The sequence below is a fragment of the Kribbella turkmenica genome, assembly GCF_004348725.1.
In the GTDB taxonomy this organism is placed as follows: Bacteria; Actinomycetota; Actinomycetes; order Propionibacteriales; family Kribbellaceae; genus Kribbella; species Kribbella turkmenica.
Genome location: NZ_SMKR01000015.1, coordinates 25,329 through 41,156, shown reverse-complemented (window position 1 = coordinate 41,156; position 15,828 = coordinate 25,329). Strand labels below are relative to the sequence as shown.

General features: G+C 71.0%; 16 protein-coding genes and 1 pseudogene. 1 reads left to right on the top strand and 16 read right to left on the bottom strand.

What is annotated here, in order from left to right; all coding sequences use genetic code 11:
* Window positions 1-100 precede the first annotated feature (100 nt).
* The 16 genes and pseudogenes from E1218_RS05550 to E1218_RS05475 form a co-directional block, all read right to left on the bottom strand.
* Entirely contained in the window at window positions 101-772 is a 672-nt protein-coding gene (locus tag E1218_RS05550) for a DUF1707 SHOCT-like domain-containing protein (RefSeq protein WP_132316896.1), read from the bottom strand.
* Window positions 773-792: 20 nt separating this feature from the next.
* Window positions 793-2,070 (bottom strand): MFS transporter, encoded by a 1,278-nt coding sequence (locus E1218_RS05545; RefSeq protein ID WP_233712025.1) that lies wholly within the window; start codon window positions 2,068-2,070, stop codon window positions 793-795.
* Window positions 2,067-2,900, bottom strand: a complete 834-nt coding sequence (locus tag E1218_RS05540) for a Rossmann-like domain-containing protein (RefSeq protein ID WP_132316894.1) — start codon at window positions 2,898-2,900, stop codon at window positions 2,067-2,069. The genes E1218_RS05545 and E1218_RS05540 overlap by 4 nt, the downstream gene beginning before the upstream one ends.
* Entirely contained in the window at window positions 2,897-3,649 is a 753-nt protein-coding gene (locus E1218_RS05535; protein ID WP_132316892.1) for a phytanoyl-CoA dioxygenase family protein, read from the bottom strand. The genes E1218_RS05540 and E1218_RS05535 overlap by 4 nt, the downstream gene beginning before the upstream one ends.
* A gap of 48 nt (window positions 3,650-3,697) precedes the next feature.
* On the bottom strand, window positions 3,698-4,756 hold the full coding sequence (locus E1218_RS05530; protein WP_202865799.1) for a pyridoxal-phosphate dependent enzyme: 1,059 nt from the start codon (window positions 4,754-4,756) through the stop codon (window positions 3,698-3,700).
* Window positions 4,753-6,351, bottom strand: coding sequence for an ABC transporter ATP-binding protein (locus tag E1218_RS05525; RefSeq protein WP_132316890.1), 1,599 nt, complete (start codon window positions 6,349-6,351; stop codon window positions 4,753-4,755). Before E1218_RS05525 ends, E1218_RS05530 begins: the two co-directional genes overlap by 4 nt.
* On the bottom strand, window positions 6,348-7,169 hold the full coding sequence (locus tag E1218_RS05520) for an ABC transporter permease (protein WP_132316889.1): 822 nt from the start codon (window positions 7,167-7,169) through the stop codon (window positions 6,348-6,350). The genes E1218_RS05525 and E1218_RS05520 overlap by 4 nt, the downstream gene beginning before the upstream one ends.
* Complete coding sequence (locus E1218_RS05515; protein WP_132316887.1) at window positions 7,166-8,104, bottom strand: ABC transporter permease; 939 nt, start codon at window positions 8,102-8,104, stop codon at window positions 7,166-7,168. Before E1218_RS05515 ends, E1218_RS05520 begins: the two co-directional genes overlap by 4 nt.
* Window positions 8,105-9,655, bottom strand: coding sequence for an ABC transporter substrate-binding protein (locus E1218_RS05510; RefSeq protein ID WP_132316885.1), 1,551 nt, complete (start codon window positions 9,653-9,655; stop codon window positions 8,105-8,107).
* A gap of 452 nt (window positions 9,656-10,107) precedes the next feature.
* Window positions 10,108-10,649, bottom strand: a pseudogene (locus tag E1218_RS05505) (NADPH-dependent FMN reductase).
* Between the two features lie 36 nt (window positions 10,650-10,685).
* A complete protein-coding gene (locus E1218_RS05500; protein WP_132316883.1) occupies window positions 10,686-11,171 on the bottom strand; it encodes a MarR family winged helix-turn-helix transcriptional regulator in 486 nt (161 codons plus the stop codon).
* Window positions 11,172-11,210: 39 nt separating this feature from the next.
* Complete coding sequence (locus E1218_RS05495; RefSeq protein WP_233712024.1) at window positions 11,211-12,224, bottom strand: copper resistance D family protein; 1,014 nt, start codon at window positions 12,222-12,224, stop codon at window positions 11,211-11,213.
* Between the two features lie 40 nt (window positions 12,225-12,264).
* The gene (locus E1218_RS05490; protein ID WP_407657574.1) at window positions 12,265-12,768 is read right to left on the bottom strand and encodes a copper resistance CopC family protein; all 504 of its coding nucleotides are present in this window, start codon (window positions 12,766-12,768) and stop codon (window positions 12,265-12,267) included.
* 11 nt (window positions 12,769-12,779) lie between these two features.
* The gene (locus E1218_RS05485) at window positions 12,780-13,496 is read right to left on the bottom strand and encodes a YcnI family copper-binding membrane protein (protein WP_132316881.1); all 717 of its coding nucleotides are present in this window, start codon (window positions 13,494-13,496) and stop codon (window positions 12,780-12,782) included.
* Window positions 13,497-13,540: 44 nt separating this feature from the next.
* Entirely contained in the window at window positions 13,541-14,068 is a 528-nt protein-coding gene (locus tag E1218_RS05480; RefSeq protein ID WP_132316879.1) for a hypothetical protein, read from the bottom strand.
* Window positions 14,069-14,089: 21 nt separating this feature from the next.
* Complete coding sequence (locus E1218_RS05475) at window positions 14,090-14,926, bottom strand: alpha/beta fold hydrolase (RefSeq protein ID WP_165949136.1); 837 nt, start codon at window positions 14,924-14,926, stop codon at window positions 14,090-14,092.
* Window positions 14,927-14,965: 39 nt separating this feature from the next.
* On the opposite strand from E1218_RS05475, the gene E1218_RS05470 reads away from it, so the two are divergent.
* A complete protein-coding gene (locus tag E1218_RS05470) occupies window positions 14,966-15,808 on the top strand; it encodes an ROK family protein (RefSeq protein WP_132316875.1) in 843 nt (280 codons plus the stop codon).
* Window positions 15,809-15,828 lie beyond the last annotated feature (20 nt).

Here is a 15,828-nt window from a genome sequence, read left to right as displayed (position 1 = left end):
CCCCATTTGGCTGGTTGACCCACCAGAATGGGGGTTGACCACCCGGAATCAGGGTGCACAACCCCACATCTGATGGGTCAACCGGCCGGATTGCGGCGGACTAGTGGCTCAGGTGGCCGTGGCCGCCGTGGTTCTTGAAGCGCTTCTTGTGGCGCTTGGAGGAGACCTGGCCGCCGACGCCGCCGAACAGGGCCAGTCCCTTGACGACGACCACCGGCGCGTTCGGGTCGGGTGAGTCACCGCCGCGGGCGGCGAAACCGCCGAAGATGCCGACACCCTGGTTGCGGACCTCGACCGCGTCCGGGACGGTCAGGTCGATCCCGCCGAACACCGCGAACGCCCAGATCGTCACCTCGCGGCCCTCGAACACCGCGTCCGTCATGTCCAGGTCGTGCCCGCCGAAGATCGCGACCGCGTTCGTCCGCCGCCGGACCCGCCAGCGGCCGGTCCGCTCGCCGCCGCCGAAGATCGCGAACATGGTGTCGAAGCTGTCCGACGGGTTGGCCGGCTCCTCGATCGGCACCGGGCTGTTCGAGGGCGTGGCACTCGTCGCCGGCATCGCCTGCTGCGGGACGACGAGGTCCTTCGTGATCGGCTCGAGCTCCCCCAGGGTGCGCGCCTGCAGGGTCTGCTCGAGCCGCTCGGCGTGCTCGTCCTGCGTCAACCGGCCGGACATCAGCGCATCCCGCAGTACGTCGACCACGCGGTCGCGGTCGGTGTCGGACGCGCGCAGGTGCGCGTGCGGGTGCGGGCGGTCGGGCAGGTTGTCCATGAAACGGAAGAATAAACCCCTCAGCGGCGAACCCGCAGGGAGAAAAGTACCGCGATCAGGGTGATCGACGCGAAAGTCAGGGCGGTGCCGGGGTATCCACCGAGGCCGAGCCCGAGACCGCCGAGCGCGGCGCCCAGGAAGGTGCCGAGACTCATGCCGGCGGCGTTGACGCTCAACGCCGAACCGCGGAGGTCGCCGCTGCGGCGGACCAGCAGCGTGGTCACGCAGGCGGCGACCGTGGCGTGGCCGGCGCCCATCAGCGCGGTGAACAGCAGCGTCAGCGGGAGGCTCGGCGAGAAGTAGAACGCGGAGACACTGGTGAGGGCGACGGCGAGGCCGACCAGGAGCATCTTCTCCGGGCCGATCCACGGACGCTCCAGCGCGATGTAGCGCCCGGCGAGCAGGTTGCCGAGGAAGAACGACGCACCGCTGAGTGACCAGACCAGTGCGAACCAGCCCGGGGCGAGGTCGAACTTCTCGTCGTAGAACGCGGCCAGGTAGGCCAGGTACCCCATGAACGCGGCCGTCCGCAGCATCGCGATTACCAGCAGCGGGACCGCGCCGGGGATCCGGGCCAGCTCGCGGTACGTCGCCAGGTAGCTCATCCGCTGTCCGCCGTCGGCGCGCAGCGGTGCCTTTCGTCCACGCCCGCGCCAGAAGAACGCCGCCGACAATGCCAGGGAGATGACCGACGCGGCCAGCAGATTGCCTCGCCAGCCCCACAGCATTCCCGGTACGGCGAGGACGGGTGCGGCCAGCATCGCCATCGCCGAGGTGGTCGCGGACACCAGCGTCGCCGCCCTCCCGGCCGCCGCCGGGGTCGCGAACCGGTCGGCCGCGGCGGCACCGATCGACGGCGCGAGGATCGAGGTCGACGCACCGATCAGCAGACAGAACGCCGCCAGCGCAAACACGTTGCCAATGGCGCCTAATGCCGCCGAGATGCCGAGCAACGCCAGCCCGCCGGCGGCCACCAGTTCCCGCGCCAACCGGTCGATCAACGGCGCCAGCGAGAATCCGACGATCAACGCCGCCAGACCACCGAGCCCCCGCAGCCCGCCGATCTCCGCCACGTTCCCGCCCGCGGCCCCCGCGATCGGCACCAGGTACATCCCGAACACCGTGAACGGAATCAGACTCACCGCGGAGGCCAGCAGGAACGGCCAGAGCCGCCGAGCCATCCGCCAGTCCCCCGGCACCTCCACGACAGCTACAGACGTCGGCGGGGAGCCGGCGCCCAGCGTGAGCGCACGACGAGGGCTGGTGGCAGGTGCCGGGTTCGGGGTGGGGGTGCTCATGGTTCCGTCCTCGGGTAGCGGTAGAGGCTGCTCGGGCGGGAGCTGAACTGGGAGAAGGGGAAGGGTTCGGCGGAGAGGGCGGTGACGCCGGTGCCGAGGAAGGACCGGATCACGGCGCTTCCGGTCTGAGCATAGACGGCCAGCGGTTTCGATTGCTCACGGCAACGATTGAGGAGAACGTCGAAACTCCCGTTGGACAACGTCATCCCGGTGGCGACCACCGCGTCGGCGGCGTCGACGACCTCGGTCATGTCCCGGGCGACCGGCAGTCCGGACGCGGTCTCGCGCAGATTGAAGTCGCACGGCAGGCAGGTCCCGCCACGGGCGGTGATCGCGTCGACGAGCGGGTTGACCACGCCGATCAACGCGACCTTGGTGCCCTCGGCAACATCCAGCAGCCCGGCGACGGCCGCGTCCCGGGCCCGCGCGCGGACGTCCGGCGTCCCGGCGGGAAGTACGATCTCCTCGGCCAGCGGCGACGCGTGATGGGGCTCGACGGCCGCCAGGTACGCGTCCAGCGCCGCGATCCGCACCGGCAGGGCGGCACCCGACCGCAGTACGTCGGCCAGCGTGCGACCGGACGTGTCGGCGCAGTACGACGGATCCAGCTCACCCGCCTCGAACGAGCTGGCCCCGAAGACCTCGCCGACCCGGAGCAGGACGTAGTAGTTCCGGTAGGTCACGTCCGCACCGGGCAGCCTGGTCGTGTGGTGCAGCCAGAAGGCGGACGTCACGGACAGCTCGGCCGGCGGAACGCCGAGCGAGCCGCCGAGCACGGCGGCGGTCAACTCGGCGACGGACGTGGGCGGCACGGTTTTCGACTCGGTCATGGCAGATCGGCCAGCCTTTCGGGGTCGTACGTCAGGGCGGAGAACTCTGGGCGACCCGCGGGCTGGAAGCAGTACAGCAGGGAGCGACGGTCGGACGCGGACCGGTTCGGCGCCGAGCGGTGCACCATCAGCCCGGGGAACATGAGGACCGATCCGGCCGGCGCCTCCACCACCACCGCGCGGGAGGCGTCGACGGCCCGCGGATCGACCAGCAGGCCGGTCGGGTCCTGCGGGTCCCGGCGGACCGGCCCCTCGGCGGGACTTCCCGGGATCAGCGTCATCGCGCCGTTCGCGACGGTGTTGTCGTCGAGCAGCACGATCGCCGTCGCGATGTCGTACGCGGCCGGCCCGGCGCAGCAGTACCAGTACGGGAAGTCCTGGTGCCAGGCGAACTCCGAGCCGACCCCCGCCCGCTTGAAGTTCAGCTTGGCCACGAACCGGCCGGCGGGCGCGCCGATCAGCGAACTCATCGGCCCGGTCAGCCGCGGCTCGTCCCACAACTCCTCCAGCGCCGGGTGGAGCTGCGACACCGGCGACAGGCTGCGCACCGCCTTGCCCGTCAGGCCGGGCTCCCAGTGGATCGTCGTCCCGCGCACCTTCTCCAGCCGGTGACCGTCCGGCCAGACGGTCACGTCGGTCTCGCCGGACTCGGCGGCCGCGACGACCTCCGCGTGCACCTGCTCGACCACGGTCCGCAACCGCTCGACTTCCGTTGCCGTGAACAACTCCGGTACCACCACATACGCCATCTCGCGTCCTTCCCCGCCCCACCTCCCCGGTCAGGCATCGTCACCACATTAATGCGACGGAGTCGCAGATGGGAACTCTGCCCGCACGGTCAGCGCCGAGTCCCGCCGATCCCATGACATCGCCGACCACGGCACCGCGAGCTCGTCCAGCGATCCGATCTCCCGCGGCCGCATCGTCGCCATCGGCCGTGCCTCGGCATGGCGGGCGAACGCGGACTCGACGTACCGCGTGCCGGTGTCGGCGGCCAGGAAGACGTGCTTGCGGCTGCTGTCGCAGTTGTGCTCCCACAGCGCCGACAGGTACGCCGCCCCGGCCGACAGCCCGGCGAAGACCCCGGAGGTCCGGAGCAGGTCGACCGCGGCCGACATCGCGTACTCGAACGACACCCAGTGCAGCCGGTCGTACAACTCGTGCCGCACGTTCCGGAACTCGATCGAGCTGCCGATCCCGGCGATGATCATCTCCGGGTCCTGGGTGTGGCCGGCACCGAAGGTGATGCTGCCGAACGGCTGCACCCCGACCAGGTTCACGTCCCGGCCGCGGTTGCGCAGGTACTCCGCGATCGCACCGGTCGACGCACCGGTCCCGACCCCGCCGACCAGGCACAGCGGCCCGGTCGGCACCAGGTCGTTCACCTGGTCGGCGACCGCGCCGTACCCGAGGTAGTGGATGTCGTCGTGGTACTGCCGCATCCAGTGGTACGTCGGGTTGTCGCGCAGGATCTCGCCGATCCGCCGGACCCGGAGGTTCTGGTCGAGTTGCAGGTTGTTCGACGACGGCACCTGCTCGACGGTCGCGCCGAGAATCTCGAGCTGGACCTTCAGCGTCCGGTCGACCGTGGTGGAGCCGACGATGTGGCACTTCATCCCGTACCGGTGGCAGGCCAGGGCGAGCGCGTGCGCGTAGATCCCGCTGGAACTGTCGATGAGCGTGTCGCCGGGACGGACGGCCCCGGTCTCCAGCAGGTGGCGTACGGCGCCGAGCGCGGAGTACACCTTCATGGTCTCGAACCGCAGGCAGATCAGGTCGTCACCGGATTCGACCCCGACCCGGATCGGATCCGGGTCCTTGATCGCCTCCGCCAGGTGGTCGTGCAGTCGCGTCATCGGCGCGGTTCGCTCCTCGTGTCGGGGGTCAGCACGGGCGGAGATTCGGGGGATCGCCGTCCGATCCGGGCGGCCGCCACCAGCCGCCGGGTCAGTTCGGACCGGGGCCGGGTCATCACGGCGGCCGGTTGGCCGTCCTCGACCACGCGACCGGCGTCGATCACCAGCACGTGGTCGGCCACCGCCGCGACCAGACCGAGGTCGTGGCCGATCCAGACCACCGCGGTGCCGCGGTCCTTCAGCTCGGCGAGCAGCTCGACCACGAGCGTCGTACCGCGATCGTCGAGTGCGGTGGTGATCTCGTCGCAGACCAGGACGTCGGGCCGCGCGAGCACGGCCCTGGCGAGGGCGGCGCGCTGGAGCTCGCCGCCGGACAACCGGCTCGGCGGGCGGGCGGCCGTGACGGCCGAGACACCGAGGCGGGCCAGGGTGGCGACCGCCTCGGCCTGCGCGTCCTCCGCCGACAGTCCGCGCAGGCGCCGGGCCGTCCGGGCGACCTGCTGGTCGACGGGACGGCGTTCGTCGAAGGAGCCGCGGACTTCCTGCCAGACGTACTGGACGCGCCGGTTCTGCTCGAGCGACCGCCTGCGCAGGACGGGTAGCTCCTCGCCGTCCAGGAGGATCCGGCCGGTGTAGCGCTCGTGCAGGCCGGCCAGGCAGCGGGCGAGCGTGGTCTTGCCGCTGCCGGAACGACCGACCACGCCGAGGCACTGGCCCGGCCGGACACCGAGGTCGACGTCCCGCACGATCGGATCGCGGCCACGCGGGCGCAGTGACGCGGACAATTTCATTGCCTGGAGCAACGGCTTGGCCGGCGCCGGCGTTCCCGCCGGTGGCAGCTCCGGCGCGGCGGGCAGGATGTCGGCACCGCCGGCCTCGATCACCCGTCCGGCGGAGAGGACGACGACGTGCTCGGCGAGCGCGCGGACGAGATCGAGGTCATGGCTGAGCAGCAGGATCCCGAGGCCGTTCCGGGCCAGGTCCTCGAGTTCGCCGACGAGTTGCAGCCGGGTGATCGAGTCCAGGCCGGTGCTCGGTTCGTCCAGCACCAGGACCTTCGGCCGGCAGGTCAGCGCCTGCGCCAGGGCGACCCGCTGACGCTGCCCGCCGGAGAACTGGTGCGGGAACCGTCGCAGCGTTCCGCGATCACCTGGAAGCTGGGCCGCACTGAGCGCCTGCTGGACGACCGGCTCGCCGCGATGGTGAAGGCCCTCCAACTCCCGGAGAGTCGCACCGATCCGCCGGGCCGGGTTGAGTGCACTGCCGGGATGCTGCGGCATGTAGGCGACCACCCGGCCGCGCAGACCGGACGCCGCGGACGTCGGTCCGTTGCGGTCGACCGCGAGCTGCCCGTCGACCTCGACCTGCCCGTCGAGCCGTACGCCGTTGCCGTGTTCGCCGAGCAGTGCGAGCGCGGAGGTGGTCTTGCCCGATCCCGACGCACCCACCAGCGCGGTGACCTGCCCGGGCCACACCTCGAAGGACACGTCGTCGACGAGGATCGCCGAGCCGGCGGTCGCGGCGAGGCCGCGCACCCGCACGAGCGCCTGTCCGGGGACCGCGCCGGCAGGGCGGACGTCACGAGGCGGCGTCATCGGGCCACCTCCACCAGGCGGCGCGAGTGGTGCACGAGACGGTCGGCCAGCAGGTTGAAGCCCAGAGTGAAGGAGACGAGCATCAACGCGGGCGCGATCACGGCCCACGGCTGGAGAAGTAGGCCTTCACGGTTGCGGGAGACGCTGACGGCCCAGTCGGGTGCGGTCGGGCTGAGACCGAGCCCGAGGAAGTTCACCGAGGCGACCAGGAAGACGGCCAGCGTGATCCGGGTGCCGATGTCGGCCGCGACCGGGCCGAGGACGGCGCGGCCGACGTACCCGAGGTGGATGCCGAACCAGCTCTCGCGCTGCATCCGGAGCGCCTCGACGACCGGTCCACTGGCGGCGTCGAGCGCGGCCGCCCGGACCAGCCGGGCGACCGTCGGAACGTTGACCATGGCAACGGCAAGGGTGATCGCGAACGCCGACGCCCGCCAGCCGACGGCGACCACGCTGATCACCAGCAGGGACGGCAACGGCAGCAGGACGTCCAGCGGCCGGATCAACGCCTCGTCGAGCCAGCGGTGCCGGGTCGAGGCCGCGGTCAGCCCGATCAGCCCACCGGCGAGGTACGCGACGAGCACGGCGCCGAAGGCCATCCCGAGCGCCGTCCGGCCGCCGGTCAGCAGGAGTTGCAGCACGTCCCGGCCGAGGCCGTCGGTGCCGAGGGCACCCTGCGCGTTGTACGGCAGTCCTGGGCGCGCATCGAGTGGGACCAGCGGCCCGAGGACGGCGACGAGGAGCGGGACGAGCACCAGCGCGGCCGACACCGCGAGCGGCACACGCGCCAGCACACCGGATCGTGCCCGACTCGTCATCGGAGAAGCTCCGTGCGCGGAACGAGCCGGTTGCACAGCAGGTCGGCGCCGAGGTTGATCACCAGCGCCGCGACCGCGAGCACGAGCGTCAACCCCTGCACCACCGGCACGTCCCGCGTCTCCACCCCGTCTACGAGTGCGGTCGCGAAACCGGGGATCGCGAAGATCGCTTCCACGACCAGGACCCCACCGAGCAACGTGTCGCCGGTCCGCGCCAACTCCTGCACACCCGGCACAGCCGCGTTCGGCAGTACGTGCCGCACCAGCAACCGCCGGCGCGGCACCCCGAGCCGCCGAGCCTGGACGACGTACTCCGCCTGCAGGGCCGTGATGGTGCCGGCCCGGACCTGGCGGGACAGCAAGCACACCGTCCGCCCGAACAAGACCGCGACCGGCAGCACCAGCAACACCGGGCTGGCCAGCAGGTCACCGCCGATCCACGTCGCCGGCAGCCAGCCCAGCTTGAGCGAGAACACCGCCACCAGCAGCACGGCGATCACGAAGTCCGGGATCGCGCTCAGCGCCAGCGTGACCGAGGTGATCGCCCGGTCCAGCCGGCCGTTCTCCCGGGTGCCCATCACGATGCCCAGGGCAACGGCGAGGGGAACCACGACCGCCAGTGTGGCGAGCGTGAGCACCACTGTCGCGCCGACCGAGTTCCGCACGATGTCGGTCACCGGCCCGCCGCTGATCAGCGACGTCCCGAGATCCCCGGTCAGGACGTTGCCGAGCCACTGGGTGAAGCGTTCGAGCGCGGGCTGGTCCAGGCCGAGCTGCGCGCGCATCCGCTCGACCTGCTCGGGTGCCAGCGTCTCGGTGAACCGCATCTCGGCCGCGTCCCCCGGGAGGAGGGTGGTCAGGACGAAGACGAGGACCGACAGAACGGCGAGCTGGACTATCGCGAGGACGGCGCGCTGGGCGGCGTACGAGCGCATTCAGGCCAGCCACACCTTGTCGAACCGGCCCTGGTCCAGGGTGTTCGGCGGCACCGCCTGCACGCCCTGCAGCTTGGCCGACACCGCGATCAGGTAGTCGGGCAGACCCCAGGCGAGGATGCCGCCCTCGTCCCGGAGGGTCTGCTGCAACTCGCCGTACTTCGCCGACCGCGCCGCCTCGTCGGTCAGGACTCGGGCGGCCGCGAACGCGGAGTCGAACTCCGGCCGCAGCCACCGCGTCACGTTGAACGGCGACCTGGTCAGCAGCCGGTCGGTGACGTACTGCGGGATCGGCATCGCGCCGGAGCGGTGGTTGCCGATGACCCCCTTGGTGAGCAGGTCCTTCGCGTACGTCTGCGGGCTGCCGGTGGTCACCTTGAGCTTCACGCCCGCCTCGGCGGCCTGCTCGGCCAGCAGCGTGGCCGACTCGACGAACCCGGCCGACGCGTCGGCGGTGAAGATCTCGATCTCCTTGTTCACCAGGCCGGCCTTCTTCAGCAGCGCCTTCGCCTCGTCGAGGTCGCGCTCCCGCTGCGGCAGGTCCTCGGGGTAGTACTGGTAGCCCTTGCCGAACAGGTCGTTGCCGACGGCACCACGGCCGGCGAGCACTACGTCGACCAGCCGCTGCCGGTCGGCGAGCAGCTTGAACGCCATCCGGACGTCCGGGTCGTCGAACGGCGGCCGGTCGCACTTCATCACGAACGCCTGCATCGTGCTGGCCTTGGCCGCGACGATCCGGACCGTCCGGCCGGCTTCCGCCGTCCGGGCGAAGGTCGCGGTCATGTCGTTCGCGTACTCGGCCTGGCCACCCTGGACGGCGTTCGCCCGGGCCTCGGCGTCGGCGGACAGGATGTGCAACTCGTCGATCCGGGCCGGCCCGTCCCAGTAGTCGGCGTACCGGGTCGCGACCATCGAGCGGCCGGCGTCGAAGGAGACGAACCGGAAGGCGCCGGTGCCGATCGGCCGGGTCGGGTCGGTGAACCCGTCACGGACGATCTGGGTCCCGATGCCCGCCAGCACCGCGGGAAACTCGGCGTTCGGCGCGGACAGCGTGAGCTCGACCGTCCGCGGGTCGATCGCCTTGCTGCGGCGCAGGTCCAGCGTCGCCAGCGACGACTGGGCGACCCGGTCCGGGACCTTCGCGTCGGTGATCCGGGCGAAACTGTAGAGGACGTCCTCGCTGGTCAGCTTGCTGCCGTCGTGGAAGGTCGCGTCCCGGAGGGTGAACCTCCAGGTGACCGCCTGCGCGTCACTCTCCCACTTCTCCGCCAGCCGCGGCACCGGCTTCAGGTCCGGCCCGAGCTCGACGAGCTTCTCGTACATCGCCTTGTGCCGGGCGATGTCGACGAACAGGCTCTGGACGTGCGGGTCGAGCACCTCCTTCGCCCCGCCGCCGGCGTACACGGCCCGCAGCCGCCCGCCCTGCTTGGGCTGGGCGGCTGCCCGGCCGTCGCTTCCACACCCGGTGAGCGCCGCCAGCCCCAGTCCACCGGCCAACCCCAGTCCACCGGCCAACCCCAGGAAGCCTCGCCTGTTCAGAGCGTCGGACATGCGCGTTTCCTTCACGGTAGAGGTCCCGACGGCACCAGCCGCCGTCGGTGAGGATCCTGCCGTTAATGAAAATCGTTGTCAAATTCAGCGCGCATCCGAACGAGACGAGTTCATTCTTTCCGCCTCACCGACCCCTTGCTCATCGTGACGGCGTGTCACCGCCATCAACCTCCGAGTACCGGGAGTCACCAAGCGCCACCCCCGCTGATCTCGCCGCCCCGCCGTGGGCGTGAACACCATCTGGCGGGCTTACACAGGCAATAACCTGTACAAGCCCCCGGCGAGGTGTTCACGTCCCCGTAAGGTGCTTGTCGCGGGCCAGGTGTTGAGCCCTGCGGACGGTCGTCAGGTCGCGCGGGAGACTTGCGCTCCCGCGGTTATGCACAAACGCACGCTCCCGCGCGGGTGCCTACCTTTCCGCCGGCTCTCACCCCGGGCAGGAGGCTCGCGGCTCAGGCCGCCCTCGTGCGAACGGAGGCGAGGGCGTTGCTCCAGCTGACGACCTGGTCGAGCATCGCGTGCAGGGACGGCTCCTGGTGGTCGCCGGGGGTGAAGTCGCGGTAGTCCTTGAAGTCCGTGGCGAGCGAGAGGGTGACCTGGTTGCGGACGTCGGCAACCTTCAGCTCGCCCATCACCAGGCGCAGGTGCTCGACCGCGCGGGCACCGCCGACCGCGCCGTAGCTGACGAACCCGGCCGCCGTGTCGTTCCACTCCTTGAACAGGAAGTTGATCGCGTTCTTCAGGGCGCCGGAGGTGGAGTGGTTGTACTCCGGGTGACGAAGGCGAACCCGTCGAAGCTGTCGATCGTGCGCGCCCAAGCCAGGGTGTGCAGCTGGGTGTACCGCCCCATCGACGGCGGGATCGCCTCGTCGAGGTGCGGCAACCGGTAGTCGGCGATGTCGATCAGCTCGAACTCGGCGTCGCCGCGCTGCTTGGCGAGGTCCAGCGCCCACCGGGCCACGGCTTCGCCGTTCCGGCCGGGGCGGGTGCACATGTCAACTCAACGGGTGTCGCGGCTATCTGACGAGGGCTAGTCGTCGCAGGCCGCGGGCGCGCACGGGTCCGCGGGGATGTTCGCCGTGATGCGCTCGAGGACGGCCGCCAACTGGTCCTGCTCCGCGCGGCTCAGGTGGTCGAGGAAGTACGTCCGGACGGCGTCGACGTGGTCCGGCGCGGCCGCCTCGATGGCCTTGCGGCCGACGTCGGTGAGCCGGACCATCGAGCCGCGGGCGTCGGACGCGCACTCCTCGCGGCAGACCAGCCCGCGCCGCTCCATCCGGCTGACCTGGTGCGACAACCGGCTGCGCTCCCAGCCGACCGACCTGCCGAGGTCGCGGGTCCGCAGAACGCCGTCCTCGGCGACCGACAACGGGTGCAGAAGGGCGTAGTCGGCGCCGGACAGGCCGGAGTTGCCGATCAGCCGGCTTTCCAGGGCACGCATCAACTCGCGATAGGCGTCACGGTACGACTGCCACAACCGCGCCTCGCGCCCGTCCAGCCACCGCGGGTCCGTCATCCGACCATCATACGGACTTCTGTTGACATATCACCGAGCTCACGGGGTGCGCGACAGGGCGACCGCCAGCCCGACGGTCCCGGCCATGATCACCAACTCGACCATCGCCAGCCGCCGGAACGCCGCCGGATCGCCGGCCACCAGCTCCGGCATCGTCGTCCGGCGGTGCCACCAACCGAAAGTGACGAGGAATGCGAACGCGACCGACTTGGCGAGGACGAGGGCCCCGTAGCCGGTGGTCACCCACTGCGTGATCAGGCCCCATCCGTCCTCGCGCCCACCGAGGTGGATCTCCCCCGTCAGCAGACCGGTCCCACCCGTCGTGATCGCGCAGATCAGCGCCAGCCGGCTGAACCGCTCGACCGCGGGCCGCTCCCGGGCATACCGCAGTACGGCGCCCAGACCGCCGATCCAGACGGTCGCCGCGAACACGTGCGCGATCAGCGAACCGGTGGCGAGGACCGACCAGACACCGGTGCGTTCGATCGCGCCGTGGCCGGTCAGCAGCGGGCCGGTCAGCGCCGCCGCGGTCAGCACCAGCGCGAACCGAGCGCGGCGGATTGTCCGGCAACCGCTGAGGACCACCGCGAGCACGGCCGTCAGCACGACGGCGGCCGCGAGCGCCCGCACCTGATCCAGTTCGCCGGCCATGGGCGCATGGTCGGCGAGATGTGACAACGGAACACCGAGGATGACGGCCGCGGACGTGATCAGGCCGCCGATGCTCGCCACCGCCCAGACTCCGGCCGTCACCGCCGCGTCCTGGCAGGCCCGCAACGCCTGCGGGCCGAGCTTCCCATCCGTTGCCGGGAGCAACAGTACGGCGGCCAGCAGCGCGCCCCCGGTGGCGATCGCGGCCGCGTCGGCGGCGAAGCGCAGGACCGGAACCGCCCAGGACACCGGCATTCCGGCGCTGATCAGACCTTCGGGCGGACGCTCCGGAGCACCGCCGGCGACCACCAGCGCCACCACCATCACCACGGTGCCGGAGGCAACGATTCCGGCCGCCAGCACCCATCTCGACGGCCGGCCGTCCACCCACCCGGTGGTCACCGGCCCGGGTCCGTCGGACACGGCCCGGGCGAGCCGGCGTTCATTGCGAGGCGGGACGACGACGGACGATCACGACGGCGAGGGCGACCACGACCAGCATGACCAGGAACATCGCGACGATCGTGACCGTGTTCGACGTGCGTTGGTCCGCGGTCGGCGGCGTTCCGGCCGGCTGGTCCGGCGGGTGTCCGGCGTGGGTGACGGTGAAGGAGCCGGCCACGGTGATCGGGTGGCCGTCGGCGGACACCACCCGGGCGTCGACCTGGTACCGGCCGGCCTCGACCATCGCGCCGACCGGCTGGGTGACCTTCTTGTCGAGCACCTGGACGTCACCGGTGGCGACGTTCTTCCCGCTGGGCGACTTCACCTGGACCCGGGTGCCGTTGCCGGCGACCGGTTCGCTGAACGTCAGCACCACCTGGGTCGGCGGCGCGGCCATCGACGAACCGTCGGCCGGAGTCATCGACTCGAGCTTGGCGTGCGCCGACGCCGGCCCGGTGCAGACCGCCAGGGCGAGGAGCGACGTCAGGAGAACTGCGATCAAGCGGTGCACAGTCACGACCGGGCCTTTCCGGGGTTCGCGGGGCCAGTCGCAGCAGGTGCGGCCTTCCGCGGCCGCAGACCGAAAGCGACACCGAGCAGGCCGACCAGGAGGCCGCCACCGCCGAGCCAGCGCGCCACCGGGTCGGTGGAGTCCTTGCTCTGGGCGGCCGGCGCCATGGCCGGCGCGACCGCGGCGGCCAGCTTCAATGTCGGTGCCGGGTGCTCCGGCTCGTCGGACCCGTCCGTGGCAACCTCGGCCCACTTCACCACCTCGCCGTCGCTGTAGGTCTGGTCAGCGGGAAAACTCAGCGAGTCGACGCGTTCGGGCAGCCGGCCCACCGACAGGGCGAACTCGTCGAAGTCGTTCGGCGGGATGCCTGCGCCGGTGGCGGTCCAGGTGACCGTGGTGACGGCCTCGGACAGGTTGACGTCACCGACCTTGACCGGCGTGGGCAGCTTCTCGGTCTTCTTCTCGACCTTCCAGCCGTCCTTCACCTGCGTCCCGACATGAGCGAACGGGTGGTCCTCGGGAAGCGAGACGACGAGTCTGGTGGTGCTGGTGGTGTCCGACTCGGTCGGCACCCGGAACACGAGCTTCGCGTAGCCGCCGGGCTCGGCGTCCGGCGAGGACACGGTGACATGGGCCGACGCCGAGGTGGCGGCACCGGCCAGGACGAGCGTGGACGCCGCGGCGATCGCGGCGGCACGCAGGACGAACCTCTTGGGCATGACAGAACCTTTCGCGGTCACCGACCGCGTGACGACGCGGTCGGTCAGGACGGAACAGAGATCGCTCCGCTGACCGGCGGTCCGCGCCGGGAGACGTTCGCGGTCAGCCACCGCAGCAGTCGTGGCGGCGACGGCACGGTCGGCACCGTGACGGAGCGCAGTACCGGAGTCAGGGTCGGAAGCCGGGGCAGGAGGCGCGCGAAGGTCCGGGCGACCCGGTGGATCCAGCGGTGGGCCCGGCCGATCGCCAGCACCCCCGCGAACAGGACCGCGAGGTGGGCAGCGGGCATAAGCAGGCTGCTGTTGCCCTCCGTGTGCATGCCTTCGTGCCCGGTGTGCGAGGCGGCCAGCGTCACGTGGACGAACAGTTGAACTCCGGCGAGGACAAGCGCGGTCAGCAGGCGTTCGCCGGCGAGGTACTCACCCAGCAGCCAGCAGACACTCGTCAGCGCCAGGAGTGGTGCGATGACGTCGAGTGGCACCGGTCCGCCGCCCGCGAGCACATGGCCGACCACCGCGACCACGACGCTCAGCGCCGCGACCACGGACGGCGCTCTGCTCTCCGCGGGCATCCCTGTCCCCTCGAGTCCCGATCAAGACACTCTACGAACAAACTCCACGACGCAGTCCCGGAAGACGTCCGGTTGCTCGAGATGCCCGAAGTGCCCACTTTCGGCAAGAACAATCAGCTCGGACCCCGGAATCCCGTCGGCCAGCTCCCGCGCCGAGTTCTCCGGACAGATGAAGTCGGCGACACCGACGAGCACCAGCGCCGGTACGGCGATCTCGCCGAGCCGGCCGCGGATGTCCCAGCGCGAGTCCTTCCGGTTCGGGTCGATCGTGAGGTCGATCGTCGCGCCCCAGTCGGTCAGCCGGCCCTCGATCGCCTCGTAGTCCTTGAAGTAGACGGGCAGCAGCCGCCGCAACGCGTCCAACTGCTCCTCGCGGTCCGCGGGGTCGTCCTGCCAGGCCTGAAGGACCTGCGCGGCCAGCGGGTCACCGGGCGGCCGCCGGCCGACGTACGCGTCGATGTTGCGGGACGCCTGCTCCCCGAGCTCGGGACCGTTGAACGCCATGCCGTCGTACACGATGATCCCGGCCAGCCGCTCGGGGTGGTCCAGGGCGGTCTGGAGGGCGACGAATCCACCGTGCGAGTGGCCGAGCACGAAGACCTTCGACTCGCCGAGGTGCCGGGCCAGCCGGTCGACGAACGACGCGTAGCGGGTCATCGAGTAGTCGCCGTCGGGGAGCAGGCCGGAGTTCCCGGTGCCGGGCGGCTCGACGTACACCATCGTCAGGTGCTTCTCGAGCGCCGGGAGGCGGAGGTACGGCCAGTGGATGCCGGGGCCGCCAGGGTGGACCAGGCAGACCGGGCCGTTGCCGTGGACGTGGTACGCGAGCCGGACACCGTCGACCATGAGTTCGTGCACGTCCGAAGTCTGCCAGGCGGCTGCTGACATGATGACCGGATGGACGTAGCGGTGCTGGAGATCGGGGGCAGCCACGTGACGGCGGCCGTGGTGTCGTCGGGCAGTTGGGCCGTGGACGTGGTGGAGCGGGCGGACCTGGAGTCGCGCAAGGCGGCCGAGGTGGTGCTCGACCAGTTGGCGGCCGCGGCCCGGAAGTTGCCGTTGGCAAACGGCCTGGCGGTGGCGCTGCCCGGGCCGTTCGACTTCGCCACCGGCGTCGCCTGGTACCGCGGCCAGGGCAAGTTCGACCACCTCTACGGATACAAGGTCGGCGAGCGCCTGCGCGGCCTGCTCGATCTCGACCAGATCCTGTTCATGAACGACGCCGAGGCGTTCGCGGTCGGCGAGTGGACGGCCGGCGCGGTCCGCGAGGTGGACCGCTGCGTCGGCGTCACCATCGGCACCGGCATCGGTACGGCGTTCCTCGCCGACGGCCGCGTGGTTCGTGCGGGCGAGACCGTGCCGCCGGGCGGTGAGCTCTACAAGACGTCGTACGACGGGAAGCCGCTGGAGGACTGGATCTCCGCCCGGGCGATCCTGCGCGCGTACTTCGCCCGGACCGGCACGGAGGAGCCGGAGATCGGGGTGAAGGAGATCGCCGACCGGGCCCGGGAGGGCACCGGCGACGCGCGGGAGGTGTTGGTCGAGGCGTTCGGCGTCCTGGCTGCCGCGCTGCCCCCGTGGCTGGAGCGGTTCGGCGTGACGAAAGTGGTGCTGGGCGGGTCGATCTCGGGGGCGTTCGACATCGTCCGGGAGGTGTTCGACTTCGACGTCGCGGCGACCGAGGACACCGAGCATTCCGCGCTGATCGGTGCCGCCGCGCACTACGTCCGGTCGCGGTGAACTGTCCGCAGCCCTCGTTA

What these genes read in the sequence shown, in the direction of transcription:
- E1218_RS05540 (WP_132316894.1), bottom strand. Translation starts at nt 2,900, where the DNA reads ATGACCGAGTCGAAAACCGTGCCGCCCACGTCCGTCGCCGAGTTGACC.
- E1218_RS05500 (WP_132316883.1), bottom strand. Translation starts at nt 11,171, where the DNA reads ATGACGGACCCGCGGTGGCTGGACGGGCGCGAGGCGCGGTTGTGGCAG.
- E1218_RS05520 (WP_132316889.1), bottom strand. Translation starts at nt 7,169, where the DNA reads ATGACGAGTCGGGCACGATCCGGTGTGCTGGCGCGTGTGCCGCTCGCG.
- E1218_RS05470 (WP_132316875.1), top strand. Translation starts at nt 14,966, where the DNA reads ATGGACGTAGCGGTGCTGGAGATCGGGGGCAGCCACGTGACGGCGGCC.
- E1218_RS05525 (WP_132316890.1), bottom strand. Translation starts at nt 6,351, where the DNA reads ATGACGCCGCCTCGTGACGTCCGCCCTGCCGGCGCGGTCCCCGGACAG.
- E1218_RS05510 (WP_132316885.1), bottom strand. Translation starts at nt 9,655, where the DNA reads ATGTCCGACGCTCTGAACAGGCGAGGCTTCCTGGGGTTGGCCGGTGGA.
- E1218_RS05535 (WP_132316892.1), bottom strand. Translation starts at nt 3,649, where the DNA reads ATGGCGTATGTGGTGGTACCGGAGTTGTTCACGGCAACGGAAGTCGAG.
- E1218_RS05515 (WP_132316887.1), bottom strand. Translation starts at nt 8,104, where the DNA reads ATGCGCTCGTACGCCGCCCAGCGCGCCGTCCTCGCGATAGTCCAGCTC.
- E1218_RS05480 (WP_132316879.1), bottom strand. Translation starts at nt 14,068, where the DNA reads ATGCCCGCGGAGAGCAGAGCGCCGTCCGTGGTCGCGGCGCTGAGCGTC.
- E1218_RS05485 (WP_132316881.1), bottom strand. Translation starts at nt 13,496, where the DNA reads ATGCCCAAGAGGTTCGTCCTGCGTGCCGCCGCGATCGCCGCGGCGTCC.
- E1218_RS05545 (WP_233712025.1), bottom strand. Translation starts at nt 2,070, where the DNA reads ATGAGCACCCCCACCCCGAACCCGGCACCTGCCACCAGCCCTCGTCGT.
- E1218_RS05550 (WP_132316896.1), bottom strand. Translation starts at nt 772, where the DNA reads ATGGACAACCTGCCCGACCGCCCGCACCCGCACGCGCACCTGCGCGCG.
- E1218_RS05530 (WP_202865799.1), bottom strand. Translation starts at nt 4,756, where the DNA reads ATGACGCGACTGCACGACCACCTGGCGGAGGCGATCAAGGACCCGGAT.